Origin of the sequence: Planctellipticum variicoloris (assembly GCF_030622045.1) — a bacterium.
Lineage (GTDB): Bacteria > Planctomycetota > Planctomycetia > Planctomycetales > Planctomycetaceae > Planctellipticum > Planctellipticum variicoloris.
In genome coordinates this window covers 2173836-2195867 of the sequence record NZ_CP130886.1, presented here as the reverse complement: position 1 = coordinate 2195867, position 22032 = coordinate 2173836, and the positions used below count along the sequence as shown (strand labels likewise).

The following is a 22032-nucleotide window of genomic DNA, read 5'->3' as shown; positions in this document are numbered from 1 at the left end:
GAGACTACGGCGAGCATGACTGCATACTGTCGCATCAAACTCCGGCCGACGTCAGAACGCACGGCCCCAACGAAAAGGCCCGGCGGAAGGTTCCGCCGGGCCAGGTCTCATGACGACCGAGCAAGATCAGGCAGCGACGACCTTCGGGCCGGACTTCGCAGCCCCCTGTTCCCGGCTCACCAGCCAGTACAGCACCGGATTGGCGATGAACACCGTGCTGTAGGAGCCGGCGAGAACGCCGACGATCATCGCAAACGCAAATCCGTGAATCCCGGAGCCGCCGGCGACATACAGGATCAGCACGACCATCAGCACCGTCAGCGAAGTGAGGATCGTCCGCGACAGCGTCTCGTTGACGCTGAGGTTGATCATGTCGTAGGTGATATTGGGATTCTTCCCTTTGATCTCGCGGATCCGGTCAAAAATCACGATCGTATCGTTCAGCGAGAAGCCGACGATCGTCAGCAGCGACGCGATCAGTTGCATGTTGACCTTGAAATCTTCCAGCCCCAGCAGCGGGCCGATCGGAGTCCGGCTGAGGTAGGCGGCGACGGCGATCGCCCCGATCGTCACCAGCACGTCGTGAGCCAGCGCCACAACGGCCGCGATGCCGAAGTATACCTTCTCGAACCGGAACCAGATGTAGACCACAATGGCGGCCAAGCTCAGGATGATCGCCAGAATCGCGTCCCGACGAGTCTCGCTCGAAACGCTGGTGTCGAAGGAGTTGACTTCGTCGAACACGGGCGACGTCGCCATCTTTTCCTTGAGGCTGGCCAGCGCGGACGTCAGATCTTCATTTGAAACGTCCGACGTCGTCCGCAGCCGCATCTCGACGTACGTCGGCGGTCCCATCGCCGGTGCGTCCAATTCCGCCGCGGCGGAATCGGACGCCGGTTTGACGCCTGTAAGCTGAATCAAAGACTGCGGGTTGTCGTACTTCGGAGCATCGCCCGCCTTCTTCAACTGGGCAAGCTGCTCGGCAACGTACTCCGCCATGGTCGCTTCGCGGATGCCGCCGCTGAACGTCAGCGTCGCCTGGTGGCCGCCGACGAATCGCTGCGTCAGAGCCAGCTCCTTCGGATCGGTCGGCGCACTGATGCCGGCGATATCTCCGTAACTGAGCGTGATCTTGCGCAGTGCGAACTCCGGCTGGCCGAAGGCTTCGTTGATCTTCCCGCGAACTTCGTCCTGATCCTGCAGCGTACACCGCATCCGGTACCGCCTCCCGCCAGCCCCCTGCTGCTCGTTGGCCAGCGTCAACTGCTCCAGACTCACGACGGTCGGCTTGAAGGCTTCGTCGAGCTTCTCGCGGACCAGCTCTGTCTGTTGCGGCTTGTCGAACTCAAACGTGACCATCGTGCCGCCGCTGAAGTCGATGTCCATGTTCTCAGAACCGCGATACGTCAGCGTGGCCAGGCCAATCAGGACGACCGCAGCCGACACGGCGAAGGCGATTCCGCGGCTCTTGAGAAAGTCGAAGCTCGTAGCGCCGATCATCTGCAGCATCTTGAGAGACGTCACCCAGCGTTTGCGCTCGACGATTTCGAACATCAGATGGCAGAAGACCAGCACCGAGAAGAGGCTCATCACCAGGCCGATGAACAGCGACACGGCGAAGCCGCGGATTTGATCGCTGCCAATCAGGTACAGAATCACGGCCGTAATCAGCGTGGTCACGTTACTGTCGACGATCGTCGAAAAGGCCTTGTCGAAACCGTTCTGGATCGCCATTCGCAGGCTGGCGCCGCGGGCCAGTTCTTCCCGCATACGTTCGTAAATCAGCACGTTCGAGTCGACCGCCATACCGATCGTCAACACCAGACCGGCGAGGCCGGGCAGCGTGAACGTCGCTTCGATGAACGCCATCGCCCCCACCACCAGAATCAGGTTCAGCAGCAGCGAAAGATTGGCGATCACCCCCGCCTTCTGGTAGTAGACCAGCATGAAAACGCAGACGGCCAGCGCCGAAATGATAATGGCGGTGATCCCCTTGGTCTGGACGTCCACCCCCAGCAGCGGGCTGATCGTGAACTCGCTGACCGGAGTCTGCTTCAAAGGCACTTCGAGAGCACCGGCGTTGAGCACGTTGACGAGCTCGTCGATCTCTTTCCGATCGAAGTTCCCAGAGATCTGGCCGCTGCCGCCGGTAATCGGTTCGTTGATGCTCGGCGCCGACTGAATCTTGTCGTCCAGCAGAATGGCGAGCTGTCGCTGGAACCCTTCGCGATCCGGTGCATACCGCGTGGTCAGGTCCCCGAACAACCGCCCCCCAAGACTGTTGAACTGAAAACGAACCGCCAGGCGGCCGTCTTTATCCATATCGGGTGCAGCCTGAGTCAGATAACGACCCGTGACGGCGCGCTTCGCAGGATCGAGCACCACCAGCATCTGCTCGACTTTTCCAATCTCGCCCGTCGCCGGATCCACCCGTTCGACTTCGCGCGTGGCGGTCAGATTGCCGCCCGCTTTCGCTCCCGGTCCGAGCGCCTTCCAGGCGGCAACGACCGCCCCCTCGCGGCGGATTTCGTCCTGGTCCGGAGGCAGAGCCCGCCCGTCGGCGATGATCTGCGGATCGTCCTTCTCGTTTGCGAGTCTGGCGAACTCCAGACTTCCCAGCCGGGTCATCGCCTTTTTCTTCTGCTCGACCAGATCGCGGTCGGCGCCGGGAATGATCACTTCGATGCGATCATTGCCGACCCGGCGGACGGTCACTTCTTCCGCCCCACCCGGATTAATACGCTTGATGACCGCCTGAACCATCTTGTCCAGCGTGGCCTTGTCGACCGTCTTGTCCGACTTCTTGGCGGCCTCCTGGTCGACGGCGTAAACGAGGTTTGTCCCGCCCGCCAGATCGATGCCCAGGTGAATCGCATTCGACCAGCTTCGGCCGATCATCGTGTTGAAGATGAACGGCGCCAGGGCCAGAAAGATCGAAAACAGCACCAGGCCCATGCGGAAGCTGAGATCCTTCAACCGCAACGCCTGGGCAATCAGGTTGCCCAGCACGAACGGGACGAAGAATACGATCAGGGCGATCAGTCCGACCACCCAGACCGGGGCTCCCTGCGGCTTGACGGCCTCAACCGCCTGTGCCGCTTCGACCGCTTGCGCCAACAGCAGACTCGTCCCGATTGCGTCCATTCGGCTCGACCCTGAAAAACTCTGTACACTGTAGTGAATTCAACGACGTCCGCGCCTGCTAAGACGAGAACCCCGACGAGGAACGGTCGGGGTTCAACCGGGCTTGCTTTCGTCCGCCTTGTCGGCGGAGAGCACCTCGGCAATGGCGCTGCGGCGGAAGCGGATCTTGAGATTGTCCTCGACCTTCAGGACAACCTCGTTCTTTTCCGGCAGCACATTGGCCACCGTTCCAATAATCCCGCCAATTGTGACCACGCGGTCATCCTTTTTCAGACCGCCCAGCAACTGATCGCGTTTCTTCTGGTCGCGGCGCTGCGGGGCGATCATCAACACGTAAAACAGCACGACGATGGCCACCATCGGGGCGAACATCGTCCACATCGGCGGATCCGCCGGCTTGGCGCCCTCGGCCGCCTGTGCGAGCAGCCAGTTGCTGAGCATCCCGTAATTCATCAGCTTCCATCATTCAAGCCCGACTGAATCCGCCGTCCAGCCCGTAAGGCCGATCGACAGTTATGTCAGGCAGTCCCCACCTGAAAACATTCCCCGAGCGGGAGTTGCGAAGTCTGCTGCCGCCCGAAAGGAAGGCCGCATATTAGACAGATTCGTTCCAGCGGGCAAGCAGACCCTCCCGGAAGGCCGCCGCACGCCCCTCCCGGATCGCCAGCCGCAGGTTTTGCATCAACTGCTGGTAGTACGCGATGTTGTGCCACGACAGGAGAATCGGTCCCAGCATCTCCTCGGCGATGAACAGATGCCTCAGGTACGCCCGACTGTACTGGCGGCAGACCGGGCACGCACACTCGGGATCCAGCGGGCCGGGATCCGTCCGGTGCTTCTGATTCCGCAGCTTCACCTGCCCCTGACTCGTAAACGCAGACGCATTCCGGCCGTTGCGCGTCGGGATGACGCAGTCGAACAGGTCCACGCCGCGAAGGACGCCCTCGACCAGGTCGATCGGTTTACCCACCCCCATCAGATAACGCGGCTTTTCCGTCGGCAGCAAAGGAGTCGTCGCATCGAGAGTGCGATACATCTCCTCAGGAGCCTCTCCGACGCTCAACCCGCCGATTGCATAGCCGGGGAAATCCAGCTTCAGGAGTCCTTCTGCAGAGCGAGCCCGCATCTCGGGATCGGTCGCCCCTTGGACGATGCCGAACAATGCCTGATCGGAACGCTGTTGCGCTTCGCGGCAGCGGGCCGCCCAAGCCGTCGTCCGGTCGACGGCCTGCCGCAATCGTTCCGGAGGGGCGTCGTGGGGCGGACATTCGTCGAGGCACATGATCACATCGGCCCCGAGCTGCTCCTGAATCCGGACCGCCTGCTCCGGAGTGAGCTCCAGCAGGCTGCCATCGATGTGGGATTTGAAGACGACATGGTGATCGTCGATTTTTCGCAGAGCCGTCAGGCTGAAAACCTGAAAGCCGCCGCTGTCCGTGAGAATCGGACCGTCCCAGTTCATGAACTTGTGCAGTCCGCCGAGTTCCTCGACGACGTCGGCCCCGGGGCGCAGCGCCAGATGGTAGGTGTTGGCCAGAACCATCTGCGCACCGGTCTGGCGGACCATCTCGGTGGTGAGTCCCTTAACGGTCGCCAGCGTGCCGACCGGCATGAACGCCGGCGTCTCCACCACGCCGTGGGGCGTGTGAAAGCGACCAGTCCGGGCCCCGGTCTGAGGGTCGACGGCAATCAGTTCGAAACGAAACCGGGACAAACAAACACTCTCCAAAAACTGGCCGAACCCGCAGAAAACACAACGGGCTGCACGCCGATGGGCTGCGGTCGGCGACGGAAAACTCGCGGCGAGGCTTGCCCGTCGAGAGCAAAGCGACAACTACAGGGCGCCGCTGGCCGCATCGTTGATCATTCCGACGTAGAACATGGCCAGTCGGAAAATGAAGTAAATGATAATGGCTGCGACGAAGGCCCAGATCAACCCACCCAGCGCCATCGTCAGCCCGTGCAGACTGCGGCGGGCCTGATCTTCCAGCACGGGGCTCAATCGTTGCAGCGTCTCCGGAACCGTGCCGGAGCTTTCGCCCACGCGAACCATCTCGATGATGTCCTTGGGAAACAGTTCGCTGTCCGCAAAGGAATCCGCGAGATCTTCTCCTTCCCGGACCATTGCCACCATGCGCGGCGTCGCAGCGATGAAGGCGCCGTTGGCCGTCGCCTTCAAACTTGCCTCAATACTGTCGAGCACGTTCATGCCCGCCTGCTGAGTCAGCGCGAAGGCCCAGGAAAACCGGGCCGCCGCAAAGGATCGGGCGCACTGCCCGGCGACGGGAATTCGCAGGATGAAGCGGTGCATGGCCGCCAGCGACCCCAGGCTGCGGCTGAGCAACTGATACGCAATGTACCCGCCCACCGCGAGCGCAATCCAGCCGCCGATCCACAGGAGCGCCCCGCCGGTCCCTTTGAGGCCGAAGAAGATGTTGAGGCTCATTCCCCGCCCCATATCGTCCAGCCAGCCCATCAGGATCATCAGCCCTGCGATAATCAGGATAGCGGCGAACAACTGAAACATCGGCCATGCGATCGCCCCGAGAAACGCCCGGCGGAGCCGAATCAGATTGTCGTAATGATCGGCCAGTCCCAGCAGAACTTCCGGCAGACTCCCCGTCTGCTCCGCGACGTCGACCATGTCGACCATCAGTTGAGGAAACCGGTTCTGCTGTTCCCGCATGGCGGAGCTGATGTCCGACCCCTTCCTCAGATCCTTGATGATTCCCTCGGAGGCGGACCGCAATTTCTCGTCGCGGGACTTGCCCCCCGACACCTGAAACGCCTTGATGAGCGGCACGCCCGATTGCAGCATCGTCCCCAGCGACCGGCACAATTGCGCCAGCGATCCCCACGACAACTGCGGGTTGAGGAACACGGACTTCTCCTCGAAGACAATTTACCGCGGCAGATCGGCCGGCCGGACAGCTCACGAGCATCTCATCTCTGAGAATGGCGGCTGCCGGCGTCAGTTGCCAGCCCGAATCGGCCCGACGCATTTCTTGAGATTTGGAAACGTCCCGGAAATCGCGGTCTCGCGGGATTTTCATTTTTGCGGGATGTGCTTACTCTGAGTCGGCAAGCGGCCGGCGGATTATCAGACGTCCGCCTGACGTCCCCTTTCTCTACGCACTCAAGAATGGCATCTCCTTGGCATCTCTGAATGACAGTTGGGCGTACCGCCTTCGACTGCCCCTGACCGTCTTGTGCGTGCTGGTCGGGCTGGCGCTGGTGATTCTTTCCCGCCCTACGATTTCTGAAGAGGCGCCGGCCGATTTCTGGCTGGATCTCGCCGGTTATGCCACGCTGGCCCTGGGAGTCCTGATTCGCCTCTGGGCGACACGTTCGATCGCGGGTCGCAAGGGCCGCGAAGTCGTCTGCGAAGGCGCCTATTCGCTCTGCCGGAATCCGCTGTATTGGGGCACCCTCCTCATCGCCGTCGCAGCCGCTCTGTTTCTCAAGAGCTGGACGTTTGCTGTCATCTGCCTCGGACCGGTCGCGCTCTACCCGCTCGCCGTCGTTCCCGCCGAAGAGCGGTATCTTCGCGAAAAACTCGGAGAACCCTACATCGACTACTGCCAACGGGTTCCCCGCTGGTGGCCGAAATTCCGGAACTACCGGCCGACCCCCGCCATCGCCGGTTCTGCCAGTTCCGCCCGCGCGGAACTCGTCCGCTCCGCCTGGTGGCTGCTGCTGATCCCGATCGCCACAACGGGTCTCTGCTGGCTCCGCTCTCTCCCATCCACTCCCAAAATCTGGCCGCTCCCCTGAGTCAGGGGCTCTCTGATGGCGGGCCGGGACCGGCTGAACTACCATAGTCTCAGTCCTGAGTCCCGACTCCCCCGGAGGCGCCCCGGCGATGCCACGCATTCTCGCGACTCTGATCGCCGCTCTTTACGCGACGACGTCCGCAGCTCTTCCGGCAGCGGATTTTCCCCGGTTCCACGAAGTCGTCATCGACCCGGAAATCGGCAAAGTCTGCTATGCGGTGCTGCCGGCCGACGTGAACGGCGACCGCCGGCCGGATATCGTCGCGGTCAGCGAAAACCGCGTGCAGTGGTACGAGAATCCGTCGTGGACAAAGCACGTCATTCTCGAAGATCAGGTCGAACTCGATCACGTCTGCCTCGCCCCGCACGATATCGACGGAGACAGCCAGCTCGACTTCGCGCTCGGCGCCGGCTGGACGAAACTCGGCACGCTCTACTGGATCTCGCGACGCGCCAACCCCGATGAAAAATGGCAGGTCCATTCCATCGGCAAGGAAACCTGGCTGCACCGCATGAGTTTCGCCGATGTCCTCGGGACCGGGCGCCCCCAACTCGTGATCTCGCCGCTCAACAAGACTGTCGGCGACGGCGTCCGCCTGACCGCGTTCGAAATCCCAGCCCAGCCGGCGACCGACCGCTGGCAGCCGACGATTCTCGACCATTCGCTCGACCGAATCCACGGTCACATCCACATCGACTGGGACGGCGACAGTCGCATTGACACGCTGACGGCATCACAGGAAGGGGTGTCCCTGATCCGCAAGACGGCGGACAGCTTCTCCCGCACGCCGATTGGAGCAGGCGCCGCGGCCGAGAAACCCGACCTGCGCGGCGCCGGCGAGCTGAAGGTCGGCAAATTGCCGGACGGCCAACGGTTTATCGCCACGGTCGAACCGATGCATGGAACGTCAGTCGCCATCTACACAGTCGGAGCCGATCCCGCCGGCCCCTGGAATCGGCTGGTCATTGAGAACGGCCTGAAACAGGGCCACGCGGTCTGGACCGCCAATCTCGACGCCGACCCGGAAGACGAAGTCATCGTCGGTCATCGCGAGGCCGGCACAGGGCCTCAACCGGGACCAGGACTTTACGTCTACGACTGCGAAGACCTGGCTGCCAGACACTGGAAGAAGCACATCATCGACCACCAAGGAATTGCGGTCGAGGACGCCTTCGGGGCAGACCTGAACGGAGACGGACGAATCGATCTGGTCGCTGGCGGCCGCGCGACGCGCAACGTCAAACTGTATCTGAACGAAGGACCGGCCCGCTGAATCTTGACGCCCGGTCGTGATCGAGACAGAACAATCCTTTCCCAGTGAGACACGCGGTATGCAACGTGCCCACTTCTTCGCAAGCCGGCCCGATTCCATCGGCGCAGCCGCCGCTCCCCGCGACTCGGGCGCTGACGACCGGACTCGCAGAGGTTCCGTCTCGTGGCCCATCGTGGCCATGATCGGATCGCTCGCGATCCTCGGCCTGCTCCTGTTCAGCCTGCGCGAGCGACCCGCTCAACCCAGCGTCAGCGGAGCATCCGCCGCCGTCCAGCCGCTGGTCGTCTACTGCGCCGCCAGCAATCGGGGCGTGATGGAGGCGATTCGACAGGATTATGAAAAGGAGTTCGGCCGCCAGGTGCAGATCCAGTACGGAGCCTCACAATCGCTGCTCGCGTCGCTGGAGGTCTCGAAAACGGGAGACCTGTACCTCCCCGCCGATGACAGTTTCCTGTCGATCGCCCGCTCACGGGATCTCATCGACGACGAGCTCCAGCTCGCCGACATGCAGGCCATCGTGGCCGTCCCCAAGGGAAATCCTCTGGGAATCAAGTCACTGGCCGATCTCCTGCGCGACAATGTCCGCCTGGCTCAAGGAAGTTTCGAAGCCACCGCCATCGGCAAGTTGACGCACCAGTTGCTCGCCGAGGCCGGGCAGTGGGAGTCCCTGAAGCAGCACACTACCGTCTTCAAGACCACGGTCAATGAAGTCGCCAACGACGTCAAAATCGGAGCGGTCGACGCGGGAATCGTCTACGGCCCCGTCCTGCACGACTACGCGACGCTGGAAGGCGTCTCCATCTCCGAACTGTCGGCCATAAACTCACGGGTCGCCATCGCCCTCTTGAAATCGAGCGCAGCCCCCCGCCAGGCGCTGCACTTTGCCCGCTACCTGAGCGCCAGCGACAAGGGACTGGTCCGCTACCGCGAATTCGGCTTTCAGCCGGTCGACAGCGACCCCTGGAGCGAACAGCCGGAATTGACGCTCTACGCGGGCTCCATGCTCCGGCCTGCCATCGAGGAGACGATTACGGCCTTCGAAGAACGGGAAGGCGTCCGGGTCACGCGCGTTTACAACGGCTGCGGAATTCTCGTGGCGCAGATGAAGGCCGGCCAGGTGCCGGACGCCTACTTCGCCTGCGACTCGGAGTTCATGAACCAGGTGCAGGACCTGTTTCCGGAGTCTCAGTCCGTTTCGCAGAACGAGCTCGTGATTCTGGTGAAGAAGGGGAATCCGTTCGGCATCAAGTCGCTGAAGGACCTCGCCCAGGCCAACCTGCGTGTCGGCATCGGCCACGAAAAGCAGTGCGCGATGGGCTGGATTACGCAAAAGACCTTTGCGGAAAGCGGCCTGCAGACGGAACTGATGAAGAACGTCGTGGTCCAGACGCCGACCGGCGACATGCTCGTCAACCAGATGCGCAGCGGTTCGCTCGACGCCGCAGTCGCGTACCTCAGCAATGCGGCCGGTTCCTCCGAGTTTCTCGACGCGATCCGCATCCAGGGGCTCCCGTGCTCCATCGCGACGCAGCCCTACGGAATTGCTCGGGACTCGGGACACCGTCAATTGAGTGAGCGCCTCTTCCGAGCCATCCGGACCGATTCGTCCAAGGAGAAATTCACCAGCGAGGGCTTCCGCTGGCTCGATGAACGGGCCGCCGGCCAATGAGCGAGCTGCAGACCGCCGCCTCTCCACCTCCACAACCGGCTCCCGCGAACGGATCGATGACACCGGCTCGCCACCGGGCCGGATCTGACCTGCCGTTTCTGACTCTCATGGGGGGACTGGGAGGCAGCTATATCCTGCTCATTCTCGCCATGCTCGCGGCGGACATCGCCTTTACCTCCCCCGCCCACTTCGTGGCGGCTCTGAGCAAGCCGGAGATTCAATTCGCCGTCCGGCTCACGCTGATCACCTGCACGATCTCCGCGTTGCTCTCCATCTGGGTTGCGACCCCTCTGGGTTATCTCCTGTCGCGGTTCCGCTTCCGCGGGCGCTGGCTGATCGTCACGGCGATCGACGTCCCGGTCGTGCTGCCGCCGCTGGTCATCGGGCTCAGCCTGCTAATCCTGTTCCACTTGCCGCTCCGGGGGGGCACACTGGAGGACTGGTTTCAGCGCGATCTGGGATTCGGCGTCACGTTTGCCACGCCCGCCGTTGTACTCGCTCAGTTCGCGGTGGCGTGCGCCTTCGCCGTTCAGACCATGCGCGTCACCTTCGACCAGATCGATCCACGCGCCGAACAGGTCGCGCTGACGCTGGGCTGTCGCCGGAGCCAGGCCTTCCTGCAGGTCGTCCTGCCGCAGGCCTGGCGCGGGCTGATCGCCGCCTTCACGATCGCCTGGGCCCGGTCGCTCGGGGAATTCGGCCCGATCCTGGTCTTCGCCGGCGCCACTCGCATGCGGACCGAGGTCCTCTCGACCACCGTCTTCCTGGAGCTCAGTGTCGGCCAGCTCGAAGCCTCCGTCGCCGTTTCGCTGCTGATGGTCCTGGCCGCGATGGCCGTACTCGGCATCGTCCGGCTGCTGGGTACGGAGGTGAATCGATGATCGAGCTCCGCGACGTCACGATCCGCTCCGGCCCGTTCGTTCTGAGCCAGGTCAACCTCACCGTGCCGCAGGGAGGCTACGCCATCCTGATGGGTCGCACCGGAGAGGGCAAAACCACCATTCTGGAGGCCATCTGCGGGCTGCGCACGGTCGCCGCCGGTCGAGTAGTGGTCGGCGGCGTGGATGTCACCCGCTGGAAACCCGCCGACCGGGGCATCGGCTACGTCCCGCAGGACCTCGCGCTGTTTCCCACGATGACCGTCCGCGGGCATCTGGAGTTCGCGCTGCGAATCCGCCGCGCCGACCGGGCCACGCTCAGAAATCGAGTCGCCGAATTGTCGCACGTACTCGGGATCGAAGCGCTGCTGGATCGGCACGTGCGCCATCTCAGCGGCGGCGAGGCGCAGCGCGTTGCGCTCGGCCGGGCGCTGGCCTTCGAACCGCAGATCCTGCTGCTGGACGAGCCCCTCGCAGCCCTCGACGAAACGACCCGGCAACGTCTCTGCGAACTTCTCAGGTCGATTCAGCGGGACCGCGGCCTGACGACGCTGCACATCACGCACAACCGGGCTGAGGCCCAGGCGCTCGCCGATACACTGTTTGTCATCGAATCCCGCCAGGTCGCCGAACGTCCGATCGGTCAGCTCGAACAGCTTGCGGCGGCCGTCGCAACGACACACCGGAACGAAACGCGATGAAACTCCTCGTCGAATACACCGGACAACTGCGCACGGCCGTCGGTCGGTCGCAGGACCGCATCGAGGTTCCCGACGGGGCGACCGTCGCCGCCCTCCTGGCTCAACTGAGCCAGTCCATCGGGGAGTCCGCCAGACCGCATCTGCTGACCCTGGCCGGAACCATGCAGCCCAGCCTGCTGGTTGCAATTAATGACACCGCGTGCACGGCGCGACAGGCCGCCTCGACCGTCCTGCAGGATGGCGACTCCGTGGTCCTCCTGCCGCCGATTGCTGGAGGTTAACCCGAGCCCGATGGACGTACTTCCCGAACTGACCGACGACGAACAGGACCGCTACGCCTGGCAGTTGACCCACCCCGACTTCGGCCTCGCCGGCCAGCGCCGCCTCAAAGGCGCTGCCGTGCTGATCTCGCGAGCGGGAGGCGTCGGCGGCTCCGTCGCCCTGCAACTGGCGGCCGCAGGCGTCGGCCGGCTGATCCTGGCCCACGCGGGAAACCTGCGCCTGAACGACCTCAACCGCCAGCTCCTGATGACGACGGCGGGCGTCGGACGCCCCCGGATCGAATCCGCCGAGCGTCGGTTGAAAGAGCTGAATCCGAACATCGCCATCGAGACCGTCGACGAGAACATCGCCGAGAGCAACGCCGCTGATCTCGTCGGACGCTGCGATGTCGTCGTCAGCGCCGCCCCCCTCTTCTCCGAACGTCTGCTGATGAACCGCGAAGCCGTCCGCCAGCAGAAGCCGCTGATCGACTGCGCCATGTACGAACTCGAAGGCCGATTGACGACCGTCATACCCGGCCGCACAGCGTGCCTGAACTGTCTCTATCCGGAACCCCCTCCCAACTGGAAGCGGCAGTTCCCGGTCTTCAGCGCGGTTTCGAGCACCGTCGGCTCGCTCGCGGCCATGGAAGTGATTAAGGTGATCGCGGGCCTCGGCGAATCCCTCGCCGGCCGTCTGCTGCTGTTCGATCTCCGCAACATGGCCTTTCGCACGCTGCCAGTCGCCCGCCGAGAAGACTGCGCGACGTGCGGCGTAAACCAGAACTTAACATTCGCGCCATAACGTATTCGAGACGGTTGCTGCCGGCTATCCAGGTTTCGCGACGACCATTGCTGCAGACGGAGGACTCGTCCATGTGTTCCAGAGCTCGAATTCTCGCGATCCTGCTGTTGTCATTTACCGCGACAACACCCGCAGAACTTTTCGCGGCCGACTGGCCGACGGAAGGCGGCAACAACCAGCGAACGTTTTCGACCGACGAGCAGTTGGCTCTGCCGCTGAGTTTGCAGTGGACCTATCAGGCGCCCGCGGCTCCGAAGCTCGCCTGGTCGAGCGCCGAAGGCCGCACGATCGAAGGCAAGCTGCTGGCTCATCGCATCCGCTTCGATGACGCCTTCCGGACCGTTGTGGTCGATGGCCGCGTCTACTTCGGCTCCACCGTCGACCACCAGCTCCACTGCCGCGATCTGGCCACCGGCAAACTCCTCTGGACCTGCTTCACCGGCGGCCCGGTTCGACTGGCGCCGACCGTCCAGGACGGTCGCGTCTACTTCGGCTCTGACGACGGAATCGCCTATTGCGCCGACGCCCTGACCGGTCGCATCCTCTGGCAGCGGCAGGTCGCCCCACTCGACGAGTGGCTGCTGGCCCGCGGCGAGCTGATCTCCAAGTGGCCGGTTCGAACCGGACTGCTCGTCCATCAGGGCGTCGCCTACATGGGGGCCGGAATCTTCCCGCACGAGGACATCTATCTCTATGGCGTCGACGCGCAGACCGGCCGACAGGTCTGGCAACAGGAAAACCTCAGCGCGCAGGACGCCGGCCGAAACGATCTTTCGCCCCAGGGCTACCTGCTCGCGAAAGACGATCTGCTGGTCGTCCCGTCGGGCGGATCCCTCCCCGCCGTCTTTGATCTCAAAGCCAGCAAACTGCTCCACAAGCGGACGCATAGCTGGCGTGGCGCGGCAGGCGGAGTCGTCGGCGGAACGCGCGCCATGCTCGCCGACGGCCAGCTCTATTCCGGCGGCGAGCACCACCTGCTCGCCATGGACGAACTGACCGGCGACGTCGGTTTCGGCTGGTTTGAAGGCCAGCAGATGGCCATCCAAGGCGACGCTGCCTACATCGTAACCGGCACGCGTCTGTCTCGACTGAACCGTCTGGAATATGCCGTCGCCAGCCGTAAGCGCCACGCTCTGGAGGAGAAACTCGCCAACCAGGCCAAGTCGCTCCGCAGCCTGAAGGGCGACGAGGCCGATCAATTGAAGGAGCAGATTCGCGGCGACGCTGCGGAAATGAAGCAGCTCGAATCGGTCGGGATCGTCTGGTCGACCGAGACCGGCGACGACAAAGCCCTCCTGGCCGCCGGAAATGTCGTCGTCGTGGGAGGCCCCGGTCGCGTCACCGCGTACGATTCCAAAGACGGCCGGCAGGTCTGGACCCACGAGCTGGAAGGTGATGCACGCGGCCTCGCCGTCGCCGAGAGCCGACTCCTCGTCAGCACGGACGCCGGTGCGATCCACAGCTTCGGCAGTTCCGCGACTCCGTCGCCGCAGATCGTGACCGACCTGCAGCCCGCAACCGTTCCGGACGACGACCAGAGCCCGCAGTACCGTGCGGCAGCAGCGGAGATCCTGAAGCGGTCCGGCGTCAACGCGGGCTACGGACTGGTCGTGGGCGGCGAAGAGGGCCGGCTGGCGCTGGAACTCGCCCGTCAAAGTGAACTGAAGATCTACTGTGTCGAGCCTTCCGCCGAGAAAGTCACCCGCGCCCGTCAGCGGCTGGCCGCCGCGGGACTCTACGGTCACCGCGTCGTCGTGCATCAGCGCGATCTCGCCCCGCTCCCGTATTCGAACTACTTCGCCGACCTGATCGTCTCGGACACCGTCATCAAAGACGGAACATGGACGCTGCCATTGGAGCAGATTGAACGTCACCTCAAACCGGTTGGAGGGCTCTTGTGCCTGGGACGCCCGGCCTCCGCCGGCGAAATCGCTCCCGCCAAACTCCGCGACTGGTCCCTCAGCTCCGCGCTGGGAAATCAGCTTGAGACGAAGATCGCCGACAACTGGCTGATCATGACCCGCGGCCCTCTCCCGGGAGCCGGGAACTGGTCGCATCAGTATGGTAACCCGGGCAACACGGCGGTGAGCAGTGACCGCCGCATCCAGGGAGACCTTGGCGTCCTGTGGTATGGCGATCCAGGTCCCGGCGAGATGGTCAACCGCCACGAGGGGGCCGTGGGGCCTCTGGCGGTGAACGGCCGACTGTTCGTCCAGGGCGAAAACACAATCCTGGCCTACGACTCCTACAACGGTCGCCACCTCTGGACGCACGAGAACCCCAAGGCCGTCCGGACCGGCGTCTTCCAGAACCAGAATCCCGGCAACCTGGCAGCGGGCGAAGACAGCCTGTTTCACTTCATCGGCGACAAATGCCTCCAGGTCGACATGGCGACCGGCAAAGTGGTCGCGACGCACGAACTCCCTCCCGGCAAGACCGACGGACGCTACGAATGGGGCTACGTCGCCGTCAACAATGGCCTCCTGGTGGGGACGGCGACGATCCGGCAGGAGCTGGCGGCCGCCCTCCGCCGCCGCGGCAAAACCACCGAAGACGCCACCGACGGCCTCTTCGCCATCGACATCGCCACCGGAAAACACCTCTGGGCCTACGCCGGGAAGAGCATCTCGCACCATACGATCGCCATCGGCCCCGATCGAATCTTCTTCATCGACAGCTCGATCACCAGCGAGCAGCGGGAAAACCTGCTGCGGCAGGACAAATCCCGTCTGGCCGAACTGACCGGCGAAGAACAGGTTCTGGCGGAGAAGCGACTGAAGGAGGCCGACGTCCGCCTGACCGTCGCACTCGATCTCAAGACAGGCAAGAAGCTCTGGGAGCAGGCCGTCGACGTCACCGACTGCAGCGATATCGGCATCGGCGGCGGCAAGCTCACCATGATGTACGACAACGACACCCTCGTCCTCTGCGGCGCCAACGCCAACGGCCACTACTGGAAGCAGTTCGTCGCCGGCGAATTCCAGCGGCGGCGCCTCGTCGCCCTCTCGGCGTACGACGGCTTCAAGCTCTGGGCCAAAGACGCCAACTACCGCAACCGTCCGATCATCGTCGGCAAGAAGATCCTCGCCGAACCCTGGATGTACGACCTCACCTCCGGCGAACAGATCACCCGCCAGCACCCGATCACCGGCGCAGAGGCCCCCTGGAGCATCATGCGGACGGGACACCACTGCGGCATGCTCACCGGCTGCGACTCCGGCATGATCATGTTCCGCTCCGGTTTCACCGGGTACATCGATCTGAATGAGGACGCCGGCATCCGCCACTTCGCCGGGCATCGCCTCGGCTGCTGGATCAACGCCATCGCGGCCAACGGGCTCGTAATGATTCCCGAAGCGAGCGCGGGCTGCGTCTGCCAGTTCTCGATCGCCTCGACCATCGTGATGGAACCCCGCGAAACCCGCCGGCCATGGACGATTTACAGCGCCGTCGGAGCACAGACTCCCGTGCAGCACCTCGCGGTGAACCTCGGGGCGCCGGGAGATCGCAAAGACGCCCTGGGCACGATCTGGTTCTCCTGGCCGCGGCGCGACGCCTACAAAGAGACGTCGCTCGACGTCCGGCTCGATTTGCGTCCGCAGTTTGAAACCGGCGGCGACTTCAACAACGTCGAGGAGACCCGCGTCGCGCCATCGGCCTCCGACACCCCCTGGCTCTATTCGTCGTGGGCCGACGGCCTGAAGCAACTGACGCTGCCCCTCCTGGGCGAAGGGGACGAACCCGCCAGCTACACCATCCGGCTGCACTTCGCCGAGGCCCGCTCAGGCGCCAAAGAACCGACCGTCCTGGACGTGCGTTTCAATGGCAAGGAAGTCGTCGAAGGGCTGTCTCTGACTCCCGCACCCGACGAAGACTCCGCGGTCAAGCCGGTCGTTCGCGAGATCCGCAACGTCCGCATCGAACGCGAGCTGGTGATCGACCTGCGAGCCCAGCACGGAACGCCGGTGCTCAACGCCATCGAGGCCATTCGCGAACCTGCCACAAAGTAGAGGCCGGAAGTCCCGCACAATTTCGGTGACTCGTTCCGCCACAGCAGTTGGTTGAGGAATGCGGACAGACAGGAATATCGGGGTGTTTCGCGGAGTTTCCTCAACGCACTATCAGCCCCGCAAGGGGCGTCGGGCTGTAGCCACGGGTGAAGCGCAGACCGCGACAGCGGGCGCAGCGCAACCCGTGGAAGACGGGGGCGGCTCCACGCACCGTCCCGGAGGGACGGCGGAAGGTTTCCGCCAGCGATCTTATGATCGCCGCCGCCGAACCAGCACAGACGCCACCAGCCCGAGCAGGACGACACCTGCCAGAATCGGCAGCAACGAATCCGATTGGGCAGGCGCATCGGACTCGGCGTGAATCTCAACCTCAGGAAGGACTTTGACCGCCTCCGTCACGACCACCTTCGAGGGCGCAGACTTCGTTCCGCTCGGAATCGGCACCAGTTCCGGCTCTGCAGTCAACGACTCTCCCGATGCAAACGCGGGCGACTTCGCCCATGAAAGCAGCGCATTCCAGTCCGCCGTGATCAGCAGGTCGAAGCCGGGATTCAGCTCTTTGACCTGGCACGAACAGGCCCCGGCGAGGAACTTTGCCGATCCCCGGATGTTGTCCGCCGAAATTCCGCCCCCCACCAGCGGCAACATCGCCCGGCTGCGGCCGAACAGCGGAAAGACCAGCGGCTCGTCCAGCCCCGCAAGATCCTCTTCGCAGCCCGTCAGCATCGCCACGAGCGCCTGCTCCGCCGGATCGTCCCGACGAACTCTCATCAGAGAAAACTCCACGCGCAGCGGAGGTCCGTCCTGAATCACATCCTCGGGTGAATCGGTCAGTTCCGGCAGCTTCAGCGTCGTCTGGAGCCCCTTTAACTCCTGTTCGAGCGTCGCCGCCGCCGCGTCATCCTGCCCGGCGTCGCCGCTGTCGACCATCAGCCAGACCGCAGTCTGCCCGGACGTCAGTCGCTTCAGAACTTCCCGCCGCAACGGAGAGTCGAGCAGCGCCGCCAGCTCCGTATCACCGAGCGGACCGGCCCAGACCGGCTTGTCGACCCGCAGATGCGCCGGGTACTGAATCACCAGTCGCGGCAAATCCGGCGCGTCGGCAGCCGGCAACAGCTCCCGATCAGCAGCATCCGGAGAGCCGTCGAGATCCACCGTCCGGAGCGTCAGATTGACCTTGGAATCTCCGGCCGCAGCCTGCAGCTTCTCCAGTTGTTCCTGGTCGGCAGCGGACAACGGACCGCGATGAAACAGCACGCCCCGATACGGATCCGGACGCCAGTGCTCCAGGGCATAGCGAAAAACCGGTACGTTGCAGGCCTCGGCGGACGACCCCACAGGACCAGCAACCAGAGCAAACGCCAGCAGGACCGTCAGCAGCATGCGGACCGGGCGGAAAGACAAATTCATCATCGGTAGTTCAGACCTTCCAGGCGGGCTCCTCGATTTGGCGATCGCCAGTTCGAGAAAAGGCAGCCCTCATTTTACTCCGCCAGACGCTGCAGTTCGATCCCGGAGAGCACCGCACGACCTGTTCGCGGCGTGAACGCAATCTCAATCGCGTCCCCCAGCAGCACCCGTTCGATGGTGTGTACTGCGGTCGCTCCGGAGTCGCCGCCCAGCCTGATGGTCTCGACTATGGCCTCCCCCTGCACGGCCACGTCAAACACCCGTTCCTCGCCGACCGAATCCCTCGGAATCCCGAAATGCAGCCGCACGCGATACGGTTCCGACGGCGCTGGCGATGCAACCGCCGGTACGCTGACTGGAGCGATCGCACTGGCAGGACGATCCGATTTCGAATCCGGGGCCGGCAACACCTTCAACTGCAACCGCAGGCCCGTCAGTCCCTCGACGCCCGACGACGCCACCCACGGCAGTGCGGCGTCAGGCCTCGAAGTCGAATGGTCCTGAAAGTACCGCGGTTCTCCCGTCATCGTCAGGTCGAGATTCGGCCCATCCCCGGCCACGGCGGGGTACTCCAGCCACATGAGGCCCTGCGGATCGCGCCGGTCGCCCGGCGCACCGAAATTGACCCCCAGTTGCCGCAGGCGTCTTCTCGACGAATCGGACACCCCGAAATTGCTGATGGTCCAGGCATCCATCTCGGGCATATGCACCAGCGCCAGCGAAGTCTGATTCTGGTAAGCGCAACTGCAAGTCCGCGTGTAGTCCGGCGCATTCAGCACGCCGTCCGCGACGACCAGATTCGACGTGCAGCCCGACTTGAAGCCGCCGAAATTCCCGGTCCCCCCTTCAGTCAGCAGATCGTAGAAGCCCGCCGCTCCCGATCGGAAGGTCAGCAGGTTCTCGCTGGCGATGATGCTGTTGCAGCCGTAAGCCCGCGTGATCTTCCACGGCTGCAGCTCGCCGGTCAGCGCATTCTCGACGAGCTTCTGCGAACCATCCGTCAGGTAGAAAGCCCCCGCGGACTCGGAATTCGAATTGGCGTTGGTGATGATCAGATCGTTGTGCAGCACGCACGGCCCCGAGTACTTCAGATCGTCCTTCTTCCAGACCTGAGCCCCCGTCTTGCCGCGGTAGACCGCCATCCCCTGCCCCACTTCTGACGACAGCCGATCGCTCGCCGCCGCCCCCGCCTGCAGCAGCAGGTCATGCTTCTCCGAATACCCCAGCCACGTCCCGAACACCTGCCCCGGCAACTCCCACGCCTGCTCACCGGTCCGGGAATCGAGCGCCAGAATCCGATACGTCTCCGGATTGGATTTGCCCCGACGGCGCAGAAAGTCCTCCACAGGCTTCGGATTCCGGTCGAGGGCATAGACCAGTCCGCTTCCGGCGACAATTCCGTTGTGCCAGAAACTGTGCCGGGCGTCGACTTTCCAGAGCTGTTCGCCGGTGTGCCGATCGAAACCGACGAGCGCCAGGCTCGCCGCCCGGTCGAGGCTCTTAGCCCCGAAGGCCGCACGCTTGGGACTCAACCCCGCATCGACCTCGGATTCCAGATCGTGCCGGCTGCGATATCGCGCAAAGCCCACCCCGCCAATCAGCACGTCCCCGTAGACCCCGAGATAACCCCACTCCTTCGGTTGGGCCGGATCCTCCTGCGGCAATGCAATGTCAGTCAGCGTCCGACCCGTGGCGGCGTCGAGCACATGGCAGACGGCCCCTTCGATCAGGTAGACGCGGTCGGAGGTCGCCACGTAGTTCGTACCTCGCGCGTTCGCTCCAGGAATATGCACCTGGTTGTACGCGGGGTCGAGCGGCGTCTCTTTGTAAGTCGCGTCAAAGTAGACGTCGAAAGTCCCCAGATCCGCAAACTCCCGCTTCCAGAGCACGCGCCCCGTGTACACATCCCGCGCCGTCAATGAATTCATCCCCTGGATAATCAGCCGCCCGCCGACGACTTGTTCCGGCGGACCATGACCGTGCCTCGGCAGGATGTCGTCATGGCTCACCCCCCCGAACCACAGCACCCCCAGCGGCAACTTCACCCGCTCGTCGTTCGACTTGATCGTATTGGCGATATCCCCGTGCTGGTGCGTCCAGACTCCGGCCCCCGGCAGCGCCCCCACCCGGCGGACGACAACTCCAAACTCCGTCGACTCCACTTCCGCCTGTTCCAGTTCTCGACCGACGATCTCTCCGCGAACCCGCTCAATCTCGTCCGGGGCCGTCAGCAGGTACAGCACTCCCCCATACGGTCGCACGGAGTCGTACAATCGGGCCAGCAGGCTCCCCTCACTGAGCACGGCTGATGTCTGCTCGACGCCGACAAACAGCATGTTCGCCAGATACGGCGGCGGCAGGAATTCCGACCGCGGCGTCTGTCGAACGGTGACGCGGCCATACAGCCCCGCACCATCCAGCACACGCTGCAGCCGGCCGACGCGGTCCCGATCCTCGTCAACAATCGTCAACTCCACAAAGGGCGACGTCGCAGCCATCGCGGTCACGAGGGATTCATTGGCGGCCCCCAGCCACACCGAGTAACCCTCCGCGGCCCCAGCCTGCAGCAGTCGAACGGCAGTCCGGGCGGCCGCGGCCTCCGGTTCAAGTGGTGTGACCGATTCCGCCAGCCGGCGTTCAGACGCTGTCTCCCCGGCTCCGTACGCCAGTACGCGCCCCTCCAGCGTGACCGCCAGCAGCTTGCCGTTCGCCGCCACCAGCCGCTCGACCGTCCCCGATACCGTCCAGATGCGCTGTACGACCGCCGGCTGGCCGTCGGCCGGCAGGCGGATCGCCGTCAGCAGACTCTGTCCCTGAGCGCCTCCCGCGTCGGTCGCTGGCTTCCCTGCCGCATAAAGCGTATCCCCGGCCAGGATCAAGTCCCCCCGACCATCCACCGGTAGTTCCCACAGTACCTCTTTGCTGCGGCTGTCAAAGCCGCGGATCACCGGCCGATCCTGATCCGTCTGCGACGCATAAATCCGATCGCCGGCCAGCACCGGTTCATCGGGGAGAAACGCCGTCTTGACGCCCGTCTTCAGCGAAAACTCCCGCGTCCCCTTCCCGCGGGTATGGACGAACCAGGACTCTTCATTCGCGGCGACAAACGAACCGCCCGTCCCCTTCCCTCCCGCATTCAGTTCGAAATACAGCAGCTTCCCGGTGTGGCGATCAAAGGCCGCCGGAACCGACCGTCCGCCCGGGACCAGCAAAACGTCGTCCGTAGCAACCAGCGCCCCCTGCGGCGCCACGCCGGCGAACGACGGAGCGCTGTGCGGCTGCTTGATGTACTGCGAGCCGGTCTCATCATTGACCCAGACGACCGATCCCGTCTCGGCATCCAGCGCATAGACGAACGTCCCCATGAAGGGCCAGATGCTGGCGGCGACATACACCTTTCCATCGCGAATCACGGGCCCGCCGCGCATCGGCCACGCCGAGACCAGCCGCTGGTTCCCCAGCATCTGCCGCGAACTCGGTCCGCCCCGAAAACTCCACAACAGCGTCCCATCCGCCGCATTCAGGCAATAAAGATGCCCGTCATCGCTCGCAAAGAAAACCCGGTCTTTCCAGGCGACCGGGGGAAGGCGGACCGGCCCGGAGGCAAAATAGGACCAGAGCTCCCTGCCCGTTTCGACGTCATACGCCGCCAGCTTGTCCCGGTCGTTGAAACCCAGAAACAGCCGCCCCCCCATGACCACCGGCTCGAAAACGCGGTCATAGGTCATCAGGTCGAGATTGAGCGCGTCATCCCACGCCTGCTTGCGCGGCGAGAACTCCCGCGACCACAAGAGCTTCAGCTCGGCCGGAAGCTGTTCCGAAGACACAGCGCTCCGCGCAGCATCGCACCGCCACATCGGCCAGTCCGCGGCATTAGCCGCCATCCCCGCAGCCATTACAAAACATATCAGACTCAGGAAACGAATTGCCCGGAGAATCATGGCCAGACCTGTCCTTGCGAATTGCATTCTTCCGCCGCCGCAACAGCCGGCGCAGATCCCTGACGATATCCGGAGCGCGGAACCGCGGCTACGCTTGTACCCCAGACCGCGCACCCGCCGTCAGTGAATTCGCCGTGAAGAATACCGCAAGGGGCCGCTTCCCGAGT

General features: G+C 63.8%; 14 protein-coding genes. 8 read left to right on the top strand and 6 right to left on the bottom strand.

Going from position 1 to position 22032, the window contains the following annotated elements:
- Positions 1–126 precede the first annotated feature (126 nt).
- The 4 genes from secD to SH412_RS08590 all read right to left on the bottom strand — a co-directional run bounded on the left by secD (position 127) and on the right by SH412_RS08590 (position 6025).
- On the bottom strand, positions 127–3144 hold the full coding sequence (gene secD / locus SH412_RS08605) for a protein translocase subunit SecD (RefSeq protein WP_336523098.1): 3018 nt from the start codon (positions 3142–3144) through the stop codon (positions 127–129).
- A gap of 93 nt (positions 3145–3237) precedes the next feature.
- Positions 3238–3585 carry a preprotein translocase subunit YajC gene (gene yajC, locus SH412_RS08600; RefSeq protein WP_336523097.1) on the bottom strand — a complete coding sequence of 116 codons (348 nt, stop codon included), beginning with the start codon at positions 3583–3585 and terminating at the stop codon, positions 3238–3240.
- Between the two features lie 154 nt (positions 3586–3739).
- Positions 3740–4858, bottom strand: a complete 1119-nt coding sequence (tgt, locus tag SH412_RS08595) for a tRNA guanosine(34) transglycosylase Tgt (protein WP_336523096.1) — start codon at positions 4856–4858, stop codon at positions 3740–3742.
- 120 nt (positions 4859–4978) lie between these two features.
- On the bottom strand, positions 4979–6025 hold the full coding sequence (locus tag SH412_RS08590; RefSeq protein ID WP_336523095.1) for a type II secretion system F family protein: 1047 nt from the start codon (positions 6023–6025) through the stop codon (positions 4979–4981).
- Positions 6026–6297: 272 nt separating this feature from the next.
- On the opposite strand from SH412_RS08590, the gene SH412_RS08585 reads away from it, so the two are divergent.
- The 8 genes from SH412_RS08585 to SH412_RS08550 all read left to right on the top strand — a co-directional run bounded on the left by SH412_RS08585 (position 6298) and on the right by SH412_RS08550 (position 16514).
- The gene (locus SH412_RS08585; RefSeq protein ID WP_336523094.1) at positions 6298–6918 is read left to right on the top strand and encodes a methyltransferase family protein; all 621 of its coding nucleotides are present in this window, start codon (positions 6298–6300) and stop codon (positions 6916–6918) included.
- A gap of 88 nt (positions 6919–7006) precedes the next feature.
- On the top strand, positions 7007–8191 hold the full coding sequence (locus SH412_RS08580; protein WP_336523093.1) for an FG-GAP repeat domain-containing protein: 1185 nt from the start codon (positions 7007–7009) through the stop codon (positions 8189–8191).
- Positions 8192–8249: 58 nt separating this feature from the next.
- Positions 8250–9860 (top strand): substrate-binding domain-containing protein, encoded by a 1611-nt coding sequence (locus SH412_RS08575; RefSeq protein WP_336523092.1) that lies wholly within the window; start codon positions 8250–8252, stop codon positions 9858–9860.
- A 56-nt stretch (positions 9861–9916) separates the two neighbouring features.
- Complete coding sequence (locus SH412_RS08570) at positions 9917–10741, top strand: ABC transporter permease (protein ID WP_336523091.1); 825 nt, start codon at positions 9917–9919, stop codon at positions 10739–10741.
- Positions 10738–11439, top strand: coding sequence for an ABC transporter ATP-binding protein (locus SH412_RS08565; protein WP_336523090.1), 702 nt, complete (start codon positions 10738–10740; stop codon positions 11437–11439). The genes SH412_RS08570 and SH412_RS08565 overlap by 4 nt, the downstream gene beginning before the upstream one ends.
- A complete protein-coding gene (locus tag SH412_RS08560; RefSeq protein ID WP_336523089.1) occupies positions 11436–11720 on the top strand; it encodes a MoaD/ThiS family protein in 285 nt (94 codons plus the stop codon). Before SH412_RS08565 ends, SH412_RS08560 begins: the two co-directional genes overlap by 4 nt.
- Before the next feature lie 10 nt (positions 11721–11730).
- Entirely contained in the window at positions 11731–12504 is a 774-nt protein-coding gene (locus tag SH412_RS08555) for a HesA/MoeB/ThiF family protein (protein WP_336523088.1), read from the top strand.
- 71 nt (positions 12505–12575) lie between these two features.
- A complete protein-coding gene (locus tag SH412_RS08550; RefSeq protein ID WP_336523087.1) occupies positions 12576–16514 on the top strand; it encodes an outer membrane protein assembly factor BamB family protein in 3939 nt (1312 codons plus the stop codon).
- Positions 16515–16763: 249 nt separating this feature from the next.
- On the opposite strand, the gene SH412_RS08545 is transcribed toward SH412_RS08550, so the two are convergent.
- The gene (locus tag SH412_RS08545) at positions 16764–17927 is read right to left on the bottom strand and encodes a hypothetical protein (protein WP_336523086.1); all 1164 of its coding nucleotides are present in this window, start codon (positions 17925–17927) and stop codon (positions 16764–16766) included.
- A gap of 71 nt (positions 17928–17998) precedes the next feature.
- Positions 17999–21781, bottom strand: coding sequence for a PQQ-binding-like beta-propeller repeat protein (locus SH412_RS08540; protein WP_336523085.1), 3783 nt, complete (start codon positions 21779–21781; stop codon positions 17999–18001).
- Positions 21782–22032 lie beyond the last annotated feature (251 nt).